The organism is Vreelandella subterranea (assembly GCF_900111305.1).
GTDB lineage: Bacteria > Pseudomonadota > Gammaproteobacteria > Pseudomonadales > Halomonadaceae > Vreelandella > Vreelandella subterranea.
In genome coordinates, this window is the sequence record NZ_FOGS01000003.1 from 227,076 (window position 1) to 243,132 (window position 16,057).

The following is a 16,057-nucleotide window of genomic DNA, read 5'->3' on the forward strand; positions in this document are numbered from 1 at the left end:
GGGTGCTCCGCAAAGAGACAAAGGTCATTGAATTAACGTAAATAGCCGGCTACCCGCTCAAGCAGTTCGCGCTGGTCATCGGCGCTGAAGCCACGATCACTTGTATTGACGGCCCGAAGAATTGAACTATTTCCATCGGGCTGAAGTTCCAGACGGATTTCCTGGGACATGCGACGCACATCCGCGCTAAACACAATCTGGAGTGGGTTGCGGTTGCGTTCACTTTCCGTCATGTACTCGACGGTAAAGGTGAGATTATCCGGGTCAGATGTCAGCAGCTCGCGCGTGCCTTCCCGGTCAAAATCGAGTTCCAGATAGTGATTCAACTCGGCCCAGACCTTTTCGACGGGGTGAGAAATCGTCACCAGCCACTCATCACCTTCCTGACGCAGCGCTATCCTTTCCGCATCCTCAAGACGCTGGGCATTGAAAGAGGAAGACGACGCCGCATTGGAAGAGATAGAAGAGGCGCTTCTGTCACTCAAGTAGGTCGCCAAGGCATCTATGCAGCTGGCCATGCTTTGACCAGCGCGCTCACAATGAATTTCGCTGCTGCCTTCGCGAAGCGCGCTTTGTAGACGGAATTCAGCCTGAGAGGTGACCAGAACACCTTCAGTGGCACGGCTCTGCTGCACATCAAGGCCCCGCGCTCGAACAAAGTTTTCCAACTGCGTCCATACGTTACTCGGGGCAGCGTCTACCACCAGCCACCGCTGTTCGCCAATTTCACGGACTTCAACGTAATCAGGCGTCAGGCCACTTCCCACACCTAGCGGTTGGGGTGGACGCACCTCGGCGACTTCCCCCTGTACGCGCTGGTTCGCGACTTCCGGCACCGGCAGCGCATCGCGGTAGCGCTGGGTGTTGCGGCTATCGGGCAATACCAGTGGAGCGGCGGGCGTCGCATTCACGTAGTCCAAATTACGGTCATGGTAAAAGCCTTCATCCCGGGCGCAGCCGGCAAGCGTCACAGCACCTGCCAGGGCCAGCGGAATCCATTTCAGCGCGTGTTTTCCAAGCACAGAGCTCATCAAGCCACCTTAACAGTCAACAGATCGTTTACCTGACGCCATGCAACCCAGGTTCGCCAAGTAGCAAAAATTTCTTTACGGTTTATTCCTCGACAACTCCCGCGAGCTGCAGGGCTTCACTGACCGTGGCGTGATACTTGTCTGACAGCCACGTCAGCGGCAGGCGAATACCCGCGTCGGCGTACCCCATTCGGTTTAACGCCCACTTTACCGGAATAGGGTTGGACTCGATCCCGAGATTGGTGTGCAACGGCATCAGGCGTGTGTTGATCTGATGCGCCTTGTCCGCATCCCCGGCTACCGCAGCGACGCAAAGTTCATGCATGGCGTTGGGCGCTACGTTCGCGGTCACCGAAATATCACCATGCCCGCCCATCAGCATGAAATCACAGGCGGTGGCATCGTCACCCGAGTAAAGCATGAAGTCGCTGCCCTTGAGGCGGGCGATAAGATCTTCCGCTCGCTCCAGATTACCCGTGGCATCCTTCAAGCCGATGATGTTGTCGATGTCGGCCAGCCTGACCACCGTTTCATTGTAGAGATCTGAGCAAGTACGCCCCGGCACATTGTAAAGAATAACCGGCAGTTTGCTGCCTTCCGCCACCGCTTTGAAGTGCTGATACAAGCCTTCCTGGGTAGGCTTGTTATAGTAAGGACATACGGAAAGGCAATAGTCGGCGCCAACTTCACTGGCATAACGCGCCAGCTCGACAGCCTCAGATGTCGCATTACCCCCGGTACCGGCAATGACCGGAATACGCCCGTCCACTTCCTCGACGACACTGCGTATCACGTCAAAGTGCTCGGCAAACGACATGGTCGTGGGCTCACCGGTGGTACCTGCGGCCACAATCCCGTCGGTGCCATTGTCGAGATGGAAGTTCACCAGACGACGAAGCGCCTCCCAGTCGATGTCGCCATTGACTTTCATCGGCGTCGCCAGGGCGACGATGCTGCCTGTGATCATCCTTTTTTCCTCACCTGCAAGTGGTTAAATCGAGCGTCTGAATATCACGAGATAAAGAGCCGGGTTAGTGCTTTACGCAGCATGCCATCATCTCAACAGGAATCCACAAAGGACAAATGGTACTCAGGCCGCCCGACCCTGTACAGCGGAAAGCGCGGCAAGTTTTGCCCCTGCGATGCTTTCTTCTTTGACATGCGGCGCAAGCTTGCGTGTAATCGCCTTTTGAAACCACGCTATCTGAGGAACCATTTATGCCACTCGACATAGGCCAGACCGTCCCCGATTTTTCGGCACCGGCAACCGGTGACACCACCCTGACGTTATCCGAGCTGCGCGGCCAGCAGGTGGTGGTGTACTTCTATCCCAAGGCCAGCACGCCGGGATGCACCACTGAGGGCGGCGATTTTCGCGACCGCAAGGCCGATTTCGACGCTGCGAACACGGTTATTGTGGGTGTTTCCCGGGACGGCATCCGCGCCCAGGAGAATTTCAAAGCCAAGCAGGATTTCAACTTTACGCTGGTGTCAGACAAGGACGAGACGGTCTGCAAACTGTTTGATGTCATCAAGCTTAAAAAGCTGTACGGCAAAGAGCATCTGGGCATCGAACGCAGTACCTTTCTAATCGACACCGAAGGCAAGCTTGCCCAGGCCTGGCGGGGTGTCAAAGTCCCTGGGCACGTTGACGAGGTACTTGCGGCGGCTCAGGCGCTCAACGCCTCATAAGCCACCGCCTCCCCATCCAGCAGACGGCTGGGGAGGCCAGGCCGTTGTGACTTACAGTGACTCTTCCATTGATTCTTCGCTGGCGAGGGCATGATGGCGCTCATCGCGTCCTTTCATCCCCCGTGGCCAGGCATGCACCAACGCTTTTAGCAGCGTGGCGAGCGGAATGGCAAAAAACACCCCCCAGAACCCCCATATGCCACCGAAGAACAACACCGCCACAATCACCGACACCGGGTGGATATTGTTCGTCTCCGAGAACAGTACCGGGGCGAGGACATTGCCATCCAGCGCCTGAATAACCCCGTAAGCCACCAGTACATAGACGAACGATTCGCTTAGCCCGAATTGAAATCCGGCTACCGCAGCGACCGGCAAGGTGACCACAGCCGCACCGATATACGGCACCAGCACCGAAAAGCCCACCAATACTGCAAGCAGCGCCGTGTAAGGCAGCTTAAAGAACGAGAACGTGATAAAGGAGACGGTGCCGACAATAATGATCTCGATAAACTTGCCGCGAATATAATTGGCAATCTGGTCATCCATTTCACGCCAGATACGCGCCATCAAGGCACGTTTTTGCGGCAGCAGCGACAATGTAAAGCCAACCAGTGCCTCTCGGTCCTTGAGCATGAAAAAGACCAGTATGGGTACCAGTACCAGATAGATAATCAGCGATAGAAGATTACCCAGGGAGGCCAGCGATAGTGTCAGGGCGCGCTGGCCCAACTGACTTATTTCGCGGCTGGCAACGCCAATCCAGTTTTGCATTTGATCCGGGGTAATCAGGTTGGGATAGCGCGACTGCAGCTCATCCAGCCAGTTTTGCCCGCTTGCAAACATGCGCGGCGTTTCCTGGACAAGGCCAATCAACTGATCCCATATCAGCGGTAGCAGAATAAACGCCAGAGCTAATAACACGCCAACAAAGCCGAGGAACACCACGATCACCGAGAGCAGATGCGGGATGCCACGCCGCGTCAATGCGCTCACCACGCCCTGAAGCAAGAAGGCAATGACCAAGGCGGTAAAAAAAGGCGCCAGCATACGGCCGAACCAGATCACCGCGGCGAAACCGGCGATAAGCACCAACAGCAGGATCAAGGCTTCTTCGTCTGAAAAGTACCGTTCGACCCAGCTTTTCAATATCCTACGCAGGCTCATGAGCGCTCGCCTTCTGCCTTGCGAAGCCAATAATGATAGATATCGCCACACTGCTCGCGGGCTTCCAGCTGGTGGGCGCTCTGCTCGGCAAAGGCCTCTATATCCCGCCACGAGCCTGCATCCGTGGCGCGCACTTCCAGTAACTGCCCCGGGGATAGGCCGGCCAAGGCCTGCTTGGCCTTGAGCAGTGGTAGCGGGCAATGAAGCCCGCAGGCGTCGAGCACGCTATCAGGCTGTAAATGCGTTGTTTGCTCTACCATTCTTCTCCCCCTCAAAAAAGACCCTGCACGCATACGTCATTGTTGCATAGACTATGCAGTATTGACTGCGCATTGATTTAACGGCACTTCACCGCCTGAATCAATGTCATAAGCAATGACCCAGCGCTTTCCATCACCGATGAGGATGCCATGCCGCGCTTTTTTATCGCCTCAACAGGCTGGACGCGCGCCTTAGCGTTCGCCTGCAGTACGACGCTGCTGATTCCCTCGCCCGCCGTCAGTGACGAGCAGACGTTACCCCGCCTGGGCAGCAGCTATTCGTCGACCAGCGGCGAAGAACACCGGCTGGGCCGCGCCTGGCTGCGCCAGTTCCGCGCCCACGCTCCCCAATGGCAGGACCCCATTGCCCATGATTACCTGGCCAGTCTGGTTGATCGTCTGGCTCCGCATAGCCAACTGGGCGACCTGGACGTGACCACCGTCATGGTCGACCAGCGGACCCTCAACGCCTTTGCCGTCCCCGGTGGCGTGGTAGGAATCAACGCTGGCCTGTTCGCCTTTGCCGAAGACGAAGGGGCCTTTGTCTCGGTCATTGCCCACGAACTTGGCCACTTGGCCCAGCGCCACTATGCACGCCGTAGCGAGCGCGCTGAACAGACACAGCTACCGGCCATGGCCGGTATGCTGGCCGGATTGCTGATCGCGGCCGGCGGAGGAGGCAATGCGGGCATTGCCACCGCCATGGGGTCTCAGGCTGCCATCATTCAAGACCAGCTCACCTACTCGCGCCGCTACGAGCAGGAAGCCGACCGCGTGGGTCTTCAAGCCATGGCCGATGCCGGCTTCGACCCGGACGCCATGGCACGCATGTTCCGCACCCTGCAGCGCATGGCCAGCCTCCAGGGCGGTACGCCACCGGAATTCCTGCTGACCCACCCAGTGTCCGAATCCCGCTTGAGCGATGCGCAGTCACGGGCCGCTCAGATGGACGTTGCTTCAAGCTATTCTAACGATACGCTCTACGACATGATCCGCGGCCGGGCGTTACTGCAGATCCATTCACAGTCGCCCCAGCAGGCCGTTTCCCGCCTGGCTCAGGAAGACGCCAGCGAAGCGGCACAGCGCTATGTAGCCGCCCTGGCCGAGGCCCGGTCCGGCCAGGTGGATGCCGCGCTCCAGGCGCTTGATCGACTACGTGATGAACAGCCCGACCTTGCCATGTTGCCGGCGTCAGCGGCAGAGGTTGCCCTTCAGGCGCAGCGCTACGATGACGCCATCCAGCGCAGCCAGCGATTGCTGCGTTTCATGCCTGACTACTTGCCTGCCCAGCTCATCCTGGCCGAGGCGCAACTTCAGCGAGACCCCAATGCGGCCTATAACATCCTGCGCGACGTCACCGCGCAACATCCCGAAAACCCGCAGGGCTTCAACCTGCTGTCAGAGGCTGCCGGGCGAAGCGGGCGTAACGGCCTGGGCCACCTGGCCCGGGCGGAATATCTTCAGCTTACCGGGCGCGTGGATAGCGGTATTCGTCAACTGGATATAGCCGAAGACGCCGCTGAGCGCGAAAACGACCAGCGGACGCTGGCACGCATCGAACAGCGGCGCAAGGATTTCATGGACTACCGCGAGGCTCTGGCGGAGTTCTAGGGGAGGAGCTCCAGGCACAACCGGTTGAGGCTGAGCACGTTGATAAGTACCCAGAGGCCGACCGACAAGTCGGCCTCTGTATGTCACGGCGCTAAGTGTTGAAGTTGAGCATTCGCTCCAGCGGCTTGAGCGCCTGCTGGCGCAATTCACTGCCGACCTGAATCTCGCCGCTGCCCTCGCGTAGCGCACCTGCCAGGTTGTCGAGGGCGTTCATGGCCATCCACGGGCAGTGAGCGCAGCTGCGGCAGGTCGCGCCGTTGCCCGCCGTCGGGGCCTCGAAAAGCATCTTCTCGGGTACCGCTTGCTGCATCTTGAAGAAGATACCGCGATCGGTTGCCACAATCAGCTGTTCGTTGGGCAGGGTTTTGGCCGCGTTGATAAGTTGCGATGTCGACCCCGCCACATCGGCCAGCCGAACCACCGGCTCAGGCGACTCCGGGTGAACCAGCACGGCGGCATCCGGGTACAGCCGCTTGAGATCCTCGACGCCTTTCGCCTTGAATTCCTCGTGGACGATACAGGCGCCGTCCCACATCAGCATATCGGCACCGGTTTTTTTCTGGATGTAACCACCCAGATGTTTATCGGGCGCCCAGAGAATTTTCTCGCCTTTGGCCTGAAGGTGCTCGATCACCTCGACAGCGATGGATGAGGTGACCACCCAATCGGCACGCGCCTTGACGGCAGCCGACGTATTGGCATAGACGACCACGGTGCGGTCAGGGTGGGCGTCGCAGAAAGCGCTGAATTCGTCGGCAGGGCAACCGATATCCAGCGAGCAGGTAGCCTCCAGGGTGGGCATCAGCACGCGCTTTTCAGGCGACAGAATCTTGGCGGTTTCGCCCATGAAGCGCACCCCGGCCACCACCAGGGTGGTGGCATCGTGGCGGGCACCGAAGCGCGCCATTTCCAGCGAGTCGGCCACGCAACCACCGGTTTCTTCCGCCAGTTGCTGAATGGCGTCATCGGTATAGTAGTGCGCCACCAGTACGGCGTTGTGCTGTTTAAGCAACTGCTTGATTTCCGCCACCCGCGCCTGATCTTCAGCGGGTATGCGGGTCGGGCAGTAAGGGCTGGGGAGCGGAGCATCAAGCTCAGCTTGAGTAGTCATAATAGTCATCGTGTCTACCACTGTGACGAACAGGGAATCCCCCTGTTAAACATCAGTCACGGCGTATGCACTCCGCACGCGCCGCTCTCATTGGCAAAAACCGCTGCGTCTTTCGCGTTGGCTTTATGCCAGTCTCTATACTCATGAGACTATTTTGGCGGGAAATGGTTGCTGACGGCAAGTCCAATTGTCAGGCATCGACAGTGTACACATAGCAAAACACCCCTGACAGCGAACTGTCAGGGGTGCTGAATCTGGTGGGTCGTGCAGGATTCGAACCTGCGACCAATTGATTAAAAGTCAACTGCTCTACCAACTGAGCTAACGACCCGCTGCTCACGCGGCGGCGGCAAATCTAAATAAAGTTCGGCTGGTGGGTCGTGCAGGATTCGAACCTGCGACCAATTGATTAAAAGTCAACTGCTCTACCAACTGAGCTAACGACCCGCCCGAACGGATGCATATCTTACGGATCGCCTACGCTATCCGCAAGCCTTTTTTGAACTTTTGCCTTAATTTGCCTCTTGTTACAAACGCCCCTCAGCGGCGCTTGGGCTTGCGCATTGCCTGCACCGGGCGACGCTTGTTTTTATCCCGGCTCCAACGGTTCTTTTCATCCGGCGTCAGTTCGGGGACCTTGCGGGTTTCAAGCTGAGCCAGTGCCGCCAGGTCATCCACTTCATCCTGGGACAGCTCGACCCACTCTCCCGCCTTGGCGCGCTTATCGAGGAAGATATTGCCGTAACGAACCCGTTTCAAACGACTTACCGTCAGTTCCTGGGACTCCCAGAGTCGACGAACCTCGCGGTTTCGACCTTCCAGAATGACCACATGGAACCAGGTGTTGATCCCTTCACCGCCAAATTCCTGAACATCGGTGAACCGGGCGGGACCATCTTCCAGCATCACGCCGTCTACCATGGCCATGATATGTTCACGCTTCACTTCACCCATCACGCGCACCGCATATTCACGCTCGACCTGCGTCGAGGGGTGCATCAAGCGGTTGGCCAGCTCGCCGTCAGTGGTGAAGAGCAAAAGCCCACTGGTGTTGATATCCAGGCGACCGATGGCAATCCAGCGCTCGCCTTTCAAGCGCGGCAGGCGATCGAACACGGTGCGACGGCCTTCGGGATCCTTGCGGGTACACAACTCGCCTTCCGGCTTGTTGTACATGATCACCCGGCGCGGTGTTTCGTCTTCCGCTCTCAGCGTCACCAGCCGGTCGTCAACGCTGACCTTGTCGCGCGCTTCAACTCGGTCGCCCAGCTTGGCGACCTGATTGTTGACCTTGACGCGGCCGTCGGCAATCACGGTTTCCATTTCACGCCGCGAGCCAAGACCGGCGCGGGCGAGAACTTTTTGCAGCTTTTCGCTGGTAGGGGGGGTATTACTCTGACTCATGGTCGTCTGACCTCTCATCATGGGTCTGCGTGCGCGCATCCTGGTCATCGGATCGCTGCGCACGTGCCGCCAGGCGTGCCTCTAGGTCGGCAAAGCTCAGCGGCTGGGTTAACGCCGTCTCGGCGTGCGTCTCGGCACTATCGGCCGTTTCGGGTGGCGCATCCTGCACGGTTTCGGGCGCGTCGTCCAGTGCTTCCTGCGTGTCAGAGGACGGCGGATCCGGCAACAGCGTTTGCCCGTCGTTCGTGTCAGGCTCATCAGCGGCGTCCTGGCCATCGGTTTCCCCACTGACCAGCTCGTGCATCGGCGGCAGGGCATCCAGGGTTTTCAAGCCGAAATCATCCAGAAAGCTGCGCGAGGTCGCGTAGACCGCCGGTCTTCCCGGCACATCGCGATGGCCAACCACGCGTATCCAGCCGCGCTCCATCAGCGTACGCATGATCGAGCTGCTCACGCTGACCCCGCGGACGTCTTCGATGTCACTGCGGGTCACCGGCTGCCGGTAGGCAATCAATGCCAGGGTTTCGAGCAGCGCCCGTGAGTAACGCTGGGGGCGCTCATCCCATAGCCGCGATACCCACTGGGACAGCCGCGGGCGAATACGCAACTGATACCCCGATGCGGTTTCGATAAGCTCCAGGGCGCCGTGTTCATGGCGCTCGCTCAACCGGGCCAGCACCTCGCGAAGCTCGTTCCGAGACGGGCACTCGCCATCCAGAAACAGCGTTTCCATGCGCTCCAGCGAGAGTGGTTCACCCGCCGCCAGTAACGCGGCTTCGAGTATTTCCTCCAGCGGCGAATCAATCTCACTCATGGTGCTTCCCTGTCGGCAGGTGCTTCAAACGCGCTTTCTTCATCAGAATGTTCGCCAGCGTCATCGATTGCAAAGGCGTCTTCGGGGTCATGGCCGTCGCTAATGGCGGCGGGGCGCGCACGCACATGGATTGGCGAGAGCGGGGCATTTTGCACGATATCGATCATGGCTTCCTTGGCGAGCTCCAGAATCGCCATGAACGTCACCACAACGCCTGCCCGCCCCTCTTCCAGGGTAAACAGCGCGGCAAAGGGCAGGTAGTGCAGCTCGCCGCCCTCCCCACCGAGCTGCTCCATGATGGCAAGCATCCGTTCACGGGTGGAGAGTACCTCCCGGCTAATATGGTGCGCCTGGGCAAGCTCGGCGCGCTTGAGAATATCGGCCAGTGCGCCCAGCAGTTCATCCAGCTCGACCGGCGGATGAATGACCCGCGCCTCCAGCGGCGGCAAGCCTGCCTGCACGCTGAACCAGTCGCGGCCAACGCGCGGCAGCGTATCCAGTGACTCGGCGGCTTCCTTGAGGCGTTCATACTCTTGCAGGCGACGGATCAATTCTGCCCGCGGATCCTCTTCCTCCTCGCCTTCCGCTTTGGGCGGCCGGGGCAGCAAGGTGCGCGACTTGATCTCGGCCAGCATCGCCGCCATCAGCAGGTACTCGCCGGCCAGCTCGATTTCCATGGCCTTCATCAGTTCCACGTATTCAATGTACTGATGCGTAATGGTGGCCACATTGATGGTCAGAATATCCAGGTTCTGGCGGCGAATCAGATAAAGCAATAGGTCAAGCGGCCCTTCAAAGGCTTCCAAAAAGACGCGCAGCGCCTCCGGAGGGATATATAAATCCTCCGGCAATTGAGTGATCGGCTCGTTGAATAGCCGCCCCAACGCTTCGGCCACCGGCGCTGTGTCCGAGGCGTCCGTGCTTGAGGGGGCCTGTTTAACGCTTGGCGTCTCGCTCACGCGGGTCGGTTCCTCAGTTAGATAGGCGATTTTTAAAGCTGTATGTATCTGCTAGTGGATCAATATCCCAATATCGGCATTACTTAATAAAGTGACCAAGCCACCTTAACCTGCATCGCTGGCTTTGCGGTAGCGGCCCTGATAATCAAACAGCTTATCGCGAAGCTGCCAGTGGCGCCCTACCTTGCGCCCGACCACGAAGTCGGGATGGCGCAGGCGGTGCTGTTCGCTGACAACCGCCTGAGGTGTGGCAGGTTGCCAGGGCATCCCCGGCGCGCGCAAATGATCGCGCAAAAACGCTACGTAGAAAGCACGCCGTTGCGCCGACGTCTCCAGGGCAAACCATTCCGTCAGGCTCGCGCCGTCTTCATCATGATAGGTAACCTTGAGCCGCGGCAGCCCGCGCCCGTTGGTGGTAGCTTCCAGTAACATGCCACTGACCCTTAGCACCCTGGCGTCTTTCAGCTTCAGGGCATCCTTGAGCTTGCTATCCGCGTCGACCAGCAGCGTTTGGCAGCCGTGACAACGGCGGGCGGCGATATCGTTCTCGGCGCCGCATTCATCGCAGACCTTGAAGCGAAAGCGAAACGCGCATTGGCGCGTGCCGTTTTCATCTTCGACAAGCCCCTGGCAGCGGCGGCCAAAATGTTCGATCACCAGCTCACCGTCGCGCTTGCCCCAGTACAGGTTGGCATGACCACACTCAGGGCACGCCACCTGCACCGGCTCGCTATCGCTATCCGGCCTGGGTTCACCCACTTCCGGCGCGTAGAGGTCCCAGGGGTTGCCTGCATAGTCGAGCACCAGGCAGTCCTGCTTGCCAGGTGCCAGGCGCAGCCCCCGACCCACCATCTGCTGATACAGGCTGACCGACTCGGTCGGCCGCAGTATCGCAATCAAATCCACGTGGGGAGCATCAAAGCCAGTGGTCAGCACGGCCACGTTGACCAGGTATTTAAGCCTTTGGGCTTTGAAGGCGTCGATAATCGCCGTGCGGTCCTGGGATACGGTGGCACCGGTAATCAGCGCCGCCTGCCCCGTCGGCAGATAGCCCATGATCTCTTCCGCATGGGCGATGGTTGCGGCAAAGATCATCACCCCCTGGCGCCCCTCCGCCAACTCGACGACCTGGCGGATAATACCCGGCGTGGCCCGATTACCCGCCACCACCTGATTCAGCGCCGCCTCCGAGTAAGCCCCCGTCGCCGCCGGTATCAAGCGGGAAAAATCATACCCTTCGACCGCCATATCGCGGCGTTTGGGCTCGGCCAGATAGCCTTGCTTGACCATCAACCTGAGCGGCTGCTCGAACACGCAGTCGCGAAAGAAGCAGTCATCATTGCCTTTCACCATGCCGTGATAATGGCGGTGATAGATGAACCCCTGCCCCAGGCGATAAGGCGTTGCCGTAAGGCCGAGTATTTTAAGCTGTGGGTTTTGCTGCTGCAGGTGGTCGATTACCTGACGATAGCTGGCGTCTTCATCGAGGGAAATGCGGTGGCACTCATCAACCACCAGCAGGGTGAAGCGACCGTCGGCAAACCGGTCCAGGTTGCGCACCACCGACTGCACCGAACCAAAGACCACCTGTCGCTCGGCCTCTTTACGCTTCAACCCGGCGCTGAATATATCGGCCTCCAGGCCGTAGGCCTGATACTTGGCGTGGTTCTGCTCGACCAGTTCACGCACGTGTGCCAGCACCAGCACTCGCCCTCGGGCCAGGCGGGCAAGCTCGGCAATCACCAACGATTTACCGCTTCCCGTGGGCAATACCACCACCGCCGGGGCGTGGGAAGCACGGAAATGCTCAACCACGCGGCCAACCGCCTGGCTTTGATAGGGGCGCAGCTTGGGTGTCATCGCATCAGCAGCGAAAGGCGGCCCTGAAGCCGCCTTTTGAGGGTATGTCATCCATCACCTGGTATTCGGGCGTCAGGACTTAGCCTAACCACGCTCGAGCATTACGGAACAGACGCAGCCAGGCACCGTCCTCGGTCCATTCGCTGGGGCGCCAGGAGTTGGTCACCGCCCGCGCCACGCGCTCAGGGTGCGGCATCATGATGGTGACGCGCCCGTCGGGGGTGGTCAGCCCGGTAATTCCCGACGGTGACCCGTTAGGGTTCGCCGGGTAGCGGGTGGTTGCCTGACCATAATTATCGATGTAACGCAGAGCGACCTGGCTGCTCGACTGCATCCGGCGCAGGTGGGCACTGTCGCGGAACGCGGCCTGACCTTCACCATGGGCCACGGCAATGGGCAGCTGCGAGCCTTCCATACCGGCCAGCAGGATGGAGGGACTTTTTTCCACCCGGACCATGGAGAGGCGCGCCTCGAACTGCTCGGATTCGTTGCGCACAAAGGTGGGCCAGTCTTCCGCGCCGGGGATCAATGTCTGAAGCTGGGATAGCATCTGGCAGCCGTTGCACACCCCCAGCGAGAAACTGTCGTCACGCTTGAAGAACGCCGCAAACTGCTCACGGGCACGCTCGTTGAACAGCACCGACTTCGCCCAGCCGCCGCCGGCGCCTAAGACATCACCGTAGGAGAAACCGCCGCAGGCGACGAGGCCTTTGAAATCGTCAAGCGACACCCGCCCTTCCAGGATATCGCTCATATGGACGTCGACAGCGTCAAAACCGGCCTTGTCGAACGCCCAGGCCATTTCCACCTGGCCATTGACGCCTTGCTCGCGTAGCACGGCCATGGCCGGTTTCGCGGTGTTGATAAATGGCGCGCTGATGTCGTCGTTGACATCAAAGCTCGGCGAAGCGCTGAGACCGGGGTCACGAACGTCGAGCAGGTTATCGAATTCATTCTTGGCGCACTCAGGATTATCACGCAGCGCCTGCATTCGATAGCTGGTTTCAGACCAGGTGCGCTGGGTGAGCTGGCGTGTGGTTTCGAGTAGCGGCTCTTCGAACAGCGTCACGCGCACCTGGTCGTCGTAGCGCGGGCGGGCAATCACGCCACAGGTTTCGATACCGGCCACGGCGAACTGGGTCAGCACCTCTTCGGTATCCTGGCGATTGACCTGGATCACCGCCCCCAGCTCTTCGGAAAACAGCGCGCCAAACGCTTCCACCGGCTCGTCGACCAGCCAGTCGAGCTTGATTTCAAGCCCAGAATGGGCGGCGAACGCCATCTCCAGCAGCGTCACCAGCAAACCGCCGTCGCTGCGGTCATGGTAGGCCAGCAGCTTGCCATCGCGGTTGAGGCCTTGAATCACCTCGAAGAACGCCTTGATGTCTTCGGCGTCATCCACATCCGGGCACTCATTGCCGACCTGACCGTATACCTGCGCCAGCGCCGAGCCGCCTATCCGATTCTGACCGTTGCCCAGATCGATCAATATCAGGTCGGATTCGTCCTGCTCCAGATTGATCTGCGGCGTCAGGGTCGCCAGGGCGTCGGTCACGGGTGCAAAGCCGGTGACCACCAGCGACAGCGGCGAGGTAATGGACTTCTCTTCCATCTCCCCCTGGGGATTTTCGGCCTGCCAGGCGGTGCGCATCGACATGGAGTCCTTGCCCACCGGAATGGCAATGCCCAGCGCCGGGCAGAGTTCCATGCCGACCGCGTGCACGGCGTCGTAAAGCGCCTGGTTCTCGCCAGGGTAGTCGGCGGCGCTCATCCAGTTGGCCGAAAGCTTGACGTCGCCCAGCTTGGCAATGGGTGCCGCGGCCAGATTGGTGATCGCCTCGGCCACCGCCAGACGGGCGCTGGCCGCTGGATCAATCAGGGCCACCGGCGGGCGTTCGCCCATGGCCATCGCCTCGCCCGCATGGGTATCGAAACTGGCGGTTGTCACGGCGACATCCGCGACCGGTACCTGCCAGGGGCCGACCATCTGGTCCCGGGCCACCTGCCCAGTGATAGAGCGGTCACCAATGGTAATCAGGAAGCTCTTCGAGGCCACCGTGGGCAGACGCAGGACGCGGTCCAGCGCTTCGCGCAGGTCCAGATTGTCGAGCATCACCCCCGATAGCGTCGGCGACTGGCGATTAAACTCACGCTGCATCTTGGGGGGCTTGCCGAACAGTACGCTCATCGGCAGGTCAACCGGCCGGGTCTCGAAATGGCCGTCGCGCACTTCAAGATGGTGCTGCTCGAGCGCTTCGCCCACCACCGCGTAAGGGCAGCGCTCGCGGGCGCACAGCGCCTCGAACGTCGCCATGTCGTCGGCCGCCACCGCCAGCACATAGCGCTCCTGGGCTTCATTGCACCAGATTTCCAGCGGGCTCATGCCCGGCTCGGCATTGGGCACCGCACGCAAGTCAAACAGCCCGCCTCGCCCGCCGTCCTTGACCAGCTCTGGCAGCGCATTGGAAAGCCCGCCAGCACCGACATCGTGAACAAAACGGATAGGGTTATGGTCGCCCAGCGCCCAGCAGCGATCGAGCACCTCTTGGGCACGGCGCTCGATTTCCGGGTTTTCCCGCTGCACGGAGGCAAAGTCCAAGTCGGCGCTCGACACCCCGGAGGCCATGCTGGAGGCAGCCCCACCACCCAGGCCGATCAGCATCGCCGGGCCGCCCATGACGATGAGCTTACCGCCGACAGGGATGTCACCTTTCTGGACGTGCTGGGCGCGAATATTGCCGTAGCCGCCAGCGATCATGATCGGCTTGTGGAAACCACGCCGCTCGATGCCGTCTTCGCTGAGCACGTCCTGCTCGTAGGTACGGAAATAGCCCGTCAGGTTGGGTCGGCCAAATTCGTTGTTGAAGGCCGCACCGCCGATCGGGCCATCCAGCATGATCGAAAGCGCTGACTGCATGCGCTCGGGTTTGCCATAGTCGAAGGCTTCCCAGGGCTGGACGAACTCGGGGATACGCAGGTTGGAAACGGTAAAGCCGGACAACCCCGCCTTGGGCTTGCCGCCGATACCGGTCGCCCCTTCGTCGCGAATTTCACCGCCCGAGCCAGTCGCCGCCCCGGGGAACGGCGCAATCGCCGTCGGATGGTTATGGGTTTCCACCTTCATCAGGATGTGGATAGGTTCCTGATGGGTGCCGTACAGGGCACGCTCGTCGTCGGCACCGGTCAACGGTGTCGCAAAAAAGCGCCCGGCCTGGCTGCCCTTGATCACCGCCGCGTTGTCGCTGTAGGCCGACAGCACGTTGTCCGGGGAGGTGGCAAAGGTGTTCTTGATCATCTTGAACAGCGAGTGGCTTTGCGGCTCGCCGTCAATCAGCCAGTCGGCATTGAAGATTTTATGGCGGCAGTGCTCTGAGTTCGCCTGGGCGAACATCATCAGCTCGACATCGCTTGGGTTGCGCTCCAATTCATTGAAGGCCTCGACAAGATAATCGATCTCGTCATCGGCAAGCGCCAGCCCCAGCTCACGGTTGGCGGTGGCCAGGGCTTCACGGCCGCCAGTCATGATGTCCACGCTGCCCAGCGGCGCCGGGTCGTGGTGGGCAAACAGCTTGGCGGCATCCGAGGCATCGGTGAGCACGGTTTCGGTCATACGGTCATGCAGGAGGGCGGTCAGCGCCTTGAGCCCCTCTTCATCCGGCATGGCGGTCATGCTTATCCGGTAATCGACGCCACGCTCGATGCGGCTGACCTGGTGCAAACCACAGTTATGCGCAATATCGGTGGCCTTGGAGGACCAGGGGGACTGAGTACCAATGCGCGGCACCACCAAAAAACGCTGTGCGCCCTTGGGTGGTTCAACCGCTGCTTCATGGCCGTAATCCAACAGCTGCACCAGCCGCTGATGAGCGTCCGCCTCCACCGGCGCGTGATGGTCGATAAAGTGAACGTAGTCGGCGGATAGCGCCTCGACCTCGGGGACACGTTCACGCAGCACCGCTAATAGCCGAGCATGACGGAAGGCAGAAAGGGCGGGCGCGCCTCGCAGTTCGAGCATATCCAGAAGCCTCTAGAGCAGGGAGAATTCGAGCAGGGAAATCACCGGGCCGCCGTGCGGCCTTCTTTTATGACACTAATCAACGCCTATGATACTGGAAAGCGTCGGCCACACGAAATCAACAAGGTGACAG

The 16,057-nt window shown here is 60.0% G+C and carries 12 protein-coding genes and 2 tRNA genes; 2 read left to right on the forward strand and 12 right to left on the reverse strand.

Going from position 1 to position 16,057, the window contains the following annotated elements:
* Positions 1-32: 32 nt before the first annotated feature.
* Together bamC and dapA are read right to left on the reverse strand one after the other, a co-directional pair.
* On the reverse strand, positions 33-1,031 hold the full coding sequence (gene bamC, locus BMX75_RS06605; RefSeq protein ID WP_092826386.1) for an outer membrane protein assembly factor BamC: 999 nt from the start codon (positions 1,029-1,031) through the stop codon (positions 33-35).
* Between the two features lie 82 nt (positions 1,032-1,113).
* Positions 1,114-1,998 carry a 4-hydroxy-tetrahydrodipicolinate synthase gene (gene dapA / locus BMX75_RS06610; RefSeq protein ID WP_092826388.1) on the reverse strand — a complete coding sequence of 295 codons (885 nt, stop codon included), beginning with the start codon at positions 1,996-1,998 and terminating at the stop codon, positions 1,114-1,116.
* Between the two features lie 251 nt (positions 1,999-2,249).
* On the opposite strand from dapA, the gene BMX75_RS06615 reads away from it, so the two are divergent.
* On the forward strand, positions 2,250-2,723 hold the full coding sequence (locus BMX75_RS06615) for a peroxiredoxin (RefSeq protein ID WP_092826390.1): 474 nt from the start codon (positions 2,250-2,252) through the stop codon (positions 2,721-2,723).
* A 51-nt stretch (positions 2,724-2,774) separates the two neighbouring features.
* Here BMX75_RS06615 and BMX75_RS06620 read toward each other — a convergent pair whose 3' ends face one another.
* Positions 2,775-3,890 (reverse strand): AI-2E family transporter, encoded by a 1,116-nt coding sequence (locus tag BMX75_RS06620; RefSeq protein WP_092826392.1) that lies wholly within the window; start codon positions 3,888-3,890, stop codon positions 2,775-2,777.
* Positions 3,887-4,150, reverse strand: a complete 264-nt coding sequence (locus BMX75_RS06625) for a sulfurtransferase TusA family protein (protein ID WP_092826394.1) — start codon at positions 4,148-4,150, stop codon at positions 3,887-3,889. The genes BMX75_RS06620 and BMX75_RS06625 overlap by 4 nt, the downstream gene beginning before the upstream one ends.
* Before the next feature lie 150 nt (positions 4,151-4,300).
* Between BMX75_RS06625 and BMX75_RS06630 the strand changes: the two genes are divergently transcribed.
* On the forward strand, positions 4,301-5,761 hold the full coding sequence (locus BMX75_RS06630; RefSeq protein WP_092826396.1) for a M48 family metalloprotease: 1,461 nt from the start codon (positions 4,301-4,303) through the stop codon (positions 5,759-5,761).
* 91 nt (positions 5,762-5,852) lie between these two features.
* Here BMX75_RS06630 and nadA read toward each other — a convergent pair whose 3' ends face one another.
* The 8 genes from nadA to purL form a co-directional block, all read right to left on the reverse strand.
* Positions 5,853-6,881: a quinolinate synthase NadA gene (gene nadA / locus BMX75_RS06635; protein ID WP_092826398.1), complete on the reverse strand. Its 1,029-nt coding sequence runs from the start codon at positions 6,879-6,881 to the stop codon at positions 5,853-5,855.
* Between the two features lie 246 nt (positions 6,882-7,127).
* Positions 7,128-7,203: transfer RNA gene (locus tag BMX75_RS06640), tRNA-Lys, on the reverse strand.
* Positions 7,204-7,243: 40 nt separating this feature from the next.
* A tRNA-Lys gene (locus BMX75_RS06645) sits at positions 7,244-7,319 on the reverse strand.
* Positions 7,320-7,412: 93 nt separating this feature from the next.
* Positions 7,413-8,276 (reverse strand): 23S rRNA pseudouridine(2605) synthase RluB, encoded by an 864-nt coding sequence (rluB, locus tag BMX75_RS06650; RefSeq protein ID WP_092826400.1) that lies wholly within the window; start codon positions 8,274-8,276, stop codon positions 7,413-7,415.
* Positions 8,263-9,090 carry an SMC-Scp complex subunit ScpB gene (gene scpB, locus BMX75_RS06655; protein ID WP_092826402.1) on the reverse strand — a complete coding sequence of 276 codons (828 nt, stop codon included), beginning with the start codon at positions 9,088-9,090 and terminating at the stop codon, positions 8,263-8,265. Before scpB ends, rluB begins: the two co-directional genes overlap by 14 nt.
* Positions 9,087-10,049 carry a segregation and condensation protein A gene (locus BMX75_RS06660; RefSeq protein ID WP_092826404.1) on the reverse strand — a complete coding sequence of 321 codons (963 nt, stop codon included), beginning with the start codon at positions 10,047-10,049 and terminating at the stop codon, positions 9,087-9,089. Before BMX75_RS06660 ends, scpB begins: the two co-directional genes overlap by 4 nt.
* A 105-nt stretch (positions 10,050-10,154) precedes the next feature.
* Complete coding sequence (gene radD, locus BMX75_RS06665) at positions 10,155-11,960, reverse strand: DNA repair helicase RadD (protein WP_422822061.1); 1,806 nt, start codon at positions 11,958-11,960, stop codon at positions 10,155-10,157.
* A gap of 28 nt (positions 11,961-11,988) precedes the next feature.
* Positions 11,989-15,924 carry a phosphoribosylformylglycinamidine synthase gene (purL, locus tag BMX75_RS06670; protein WP_092826408.1) on the reverse strand — a complete coding sequence of 1,312 codons (3,936 nt, stop codon included), beginning with the start codon at positions 15,922-15,924 and terminating at the stop codon, positions 11,989-11,991.
* Between the last annotated feature and the right edge of the window lie 133 nt (positions 15,925-16,057).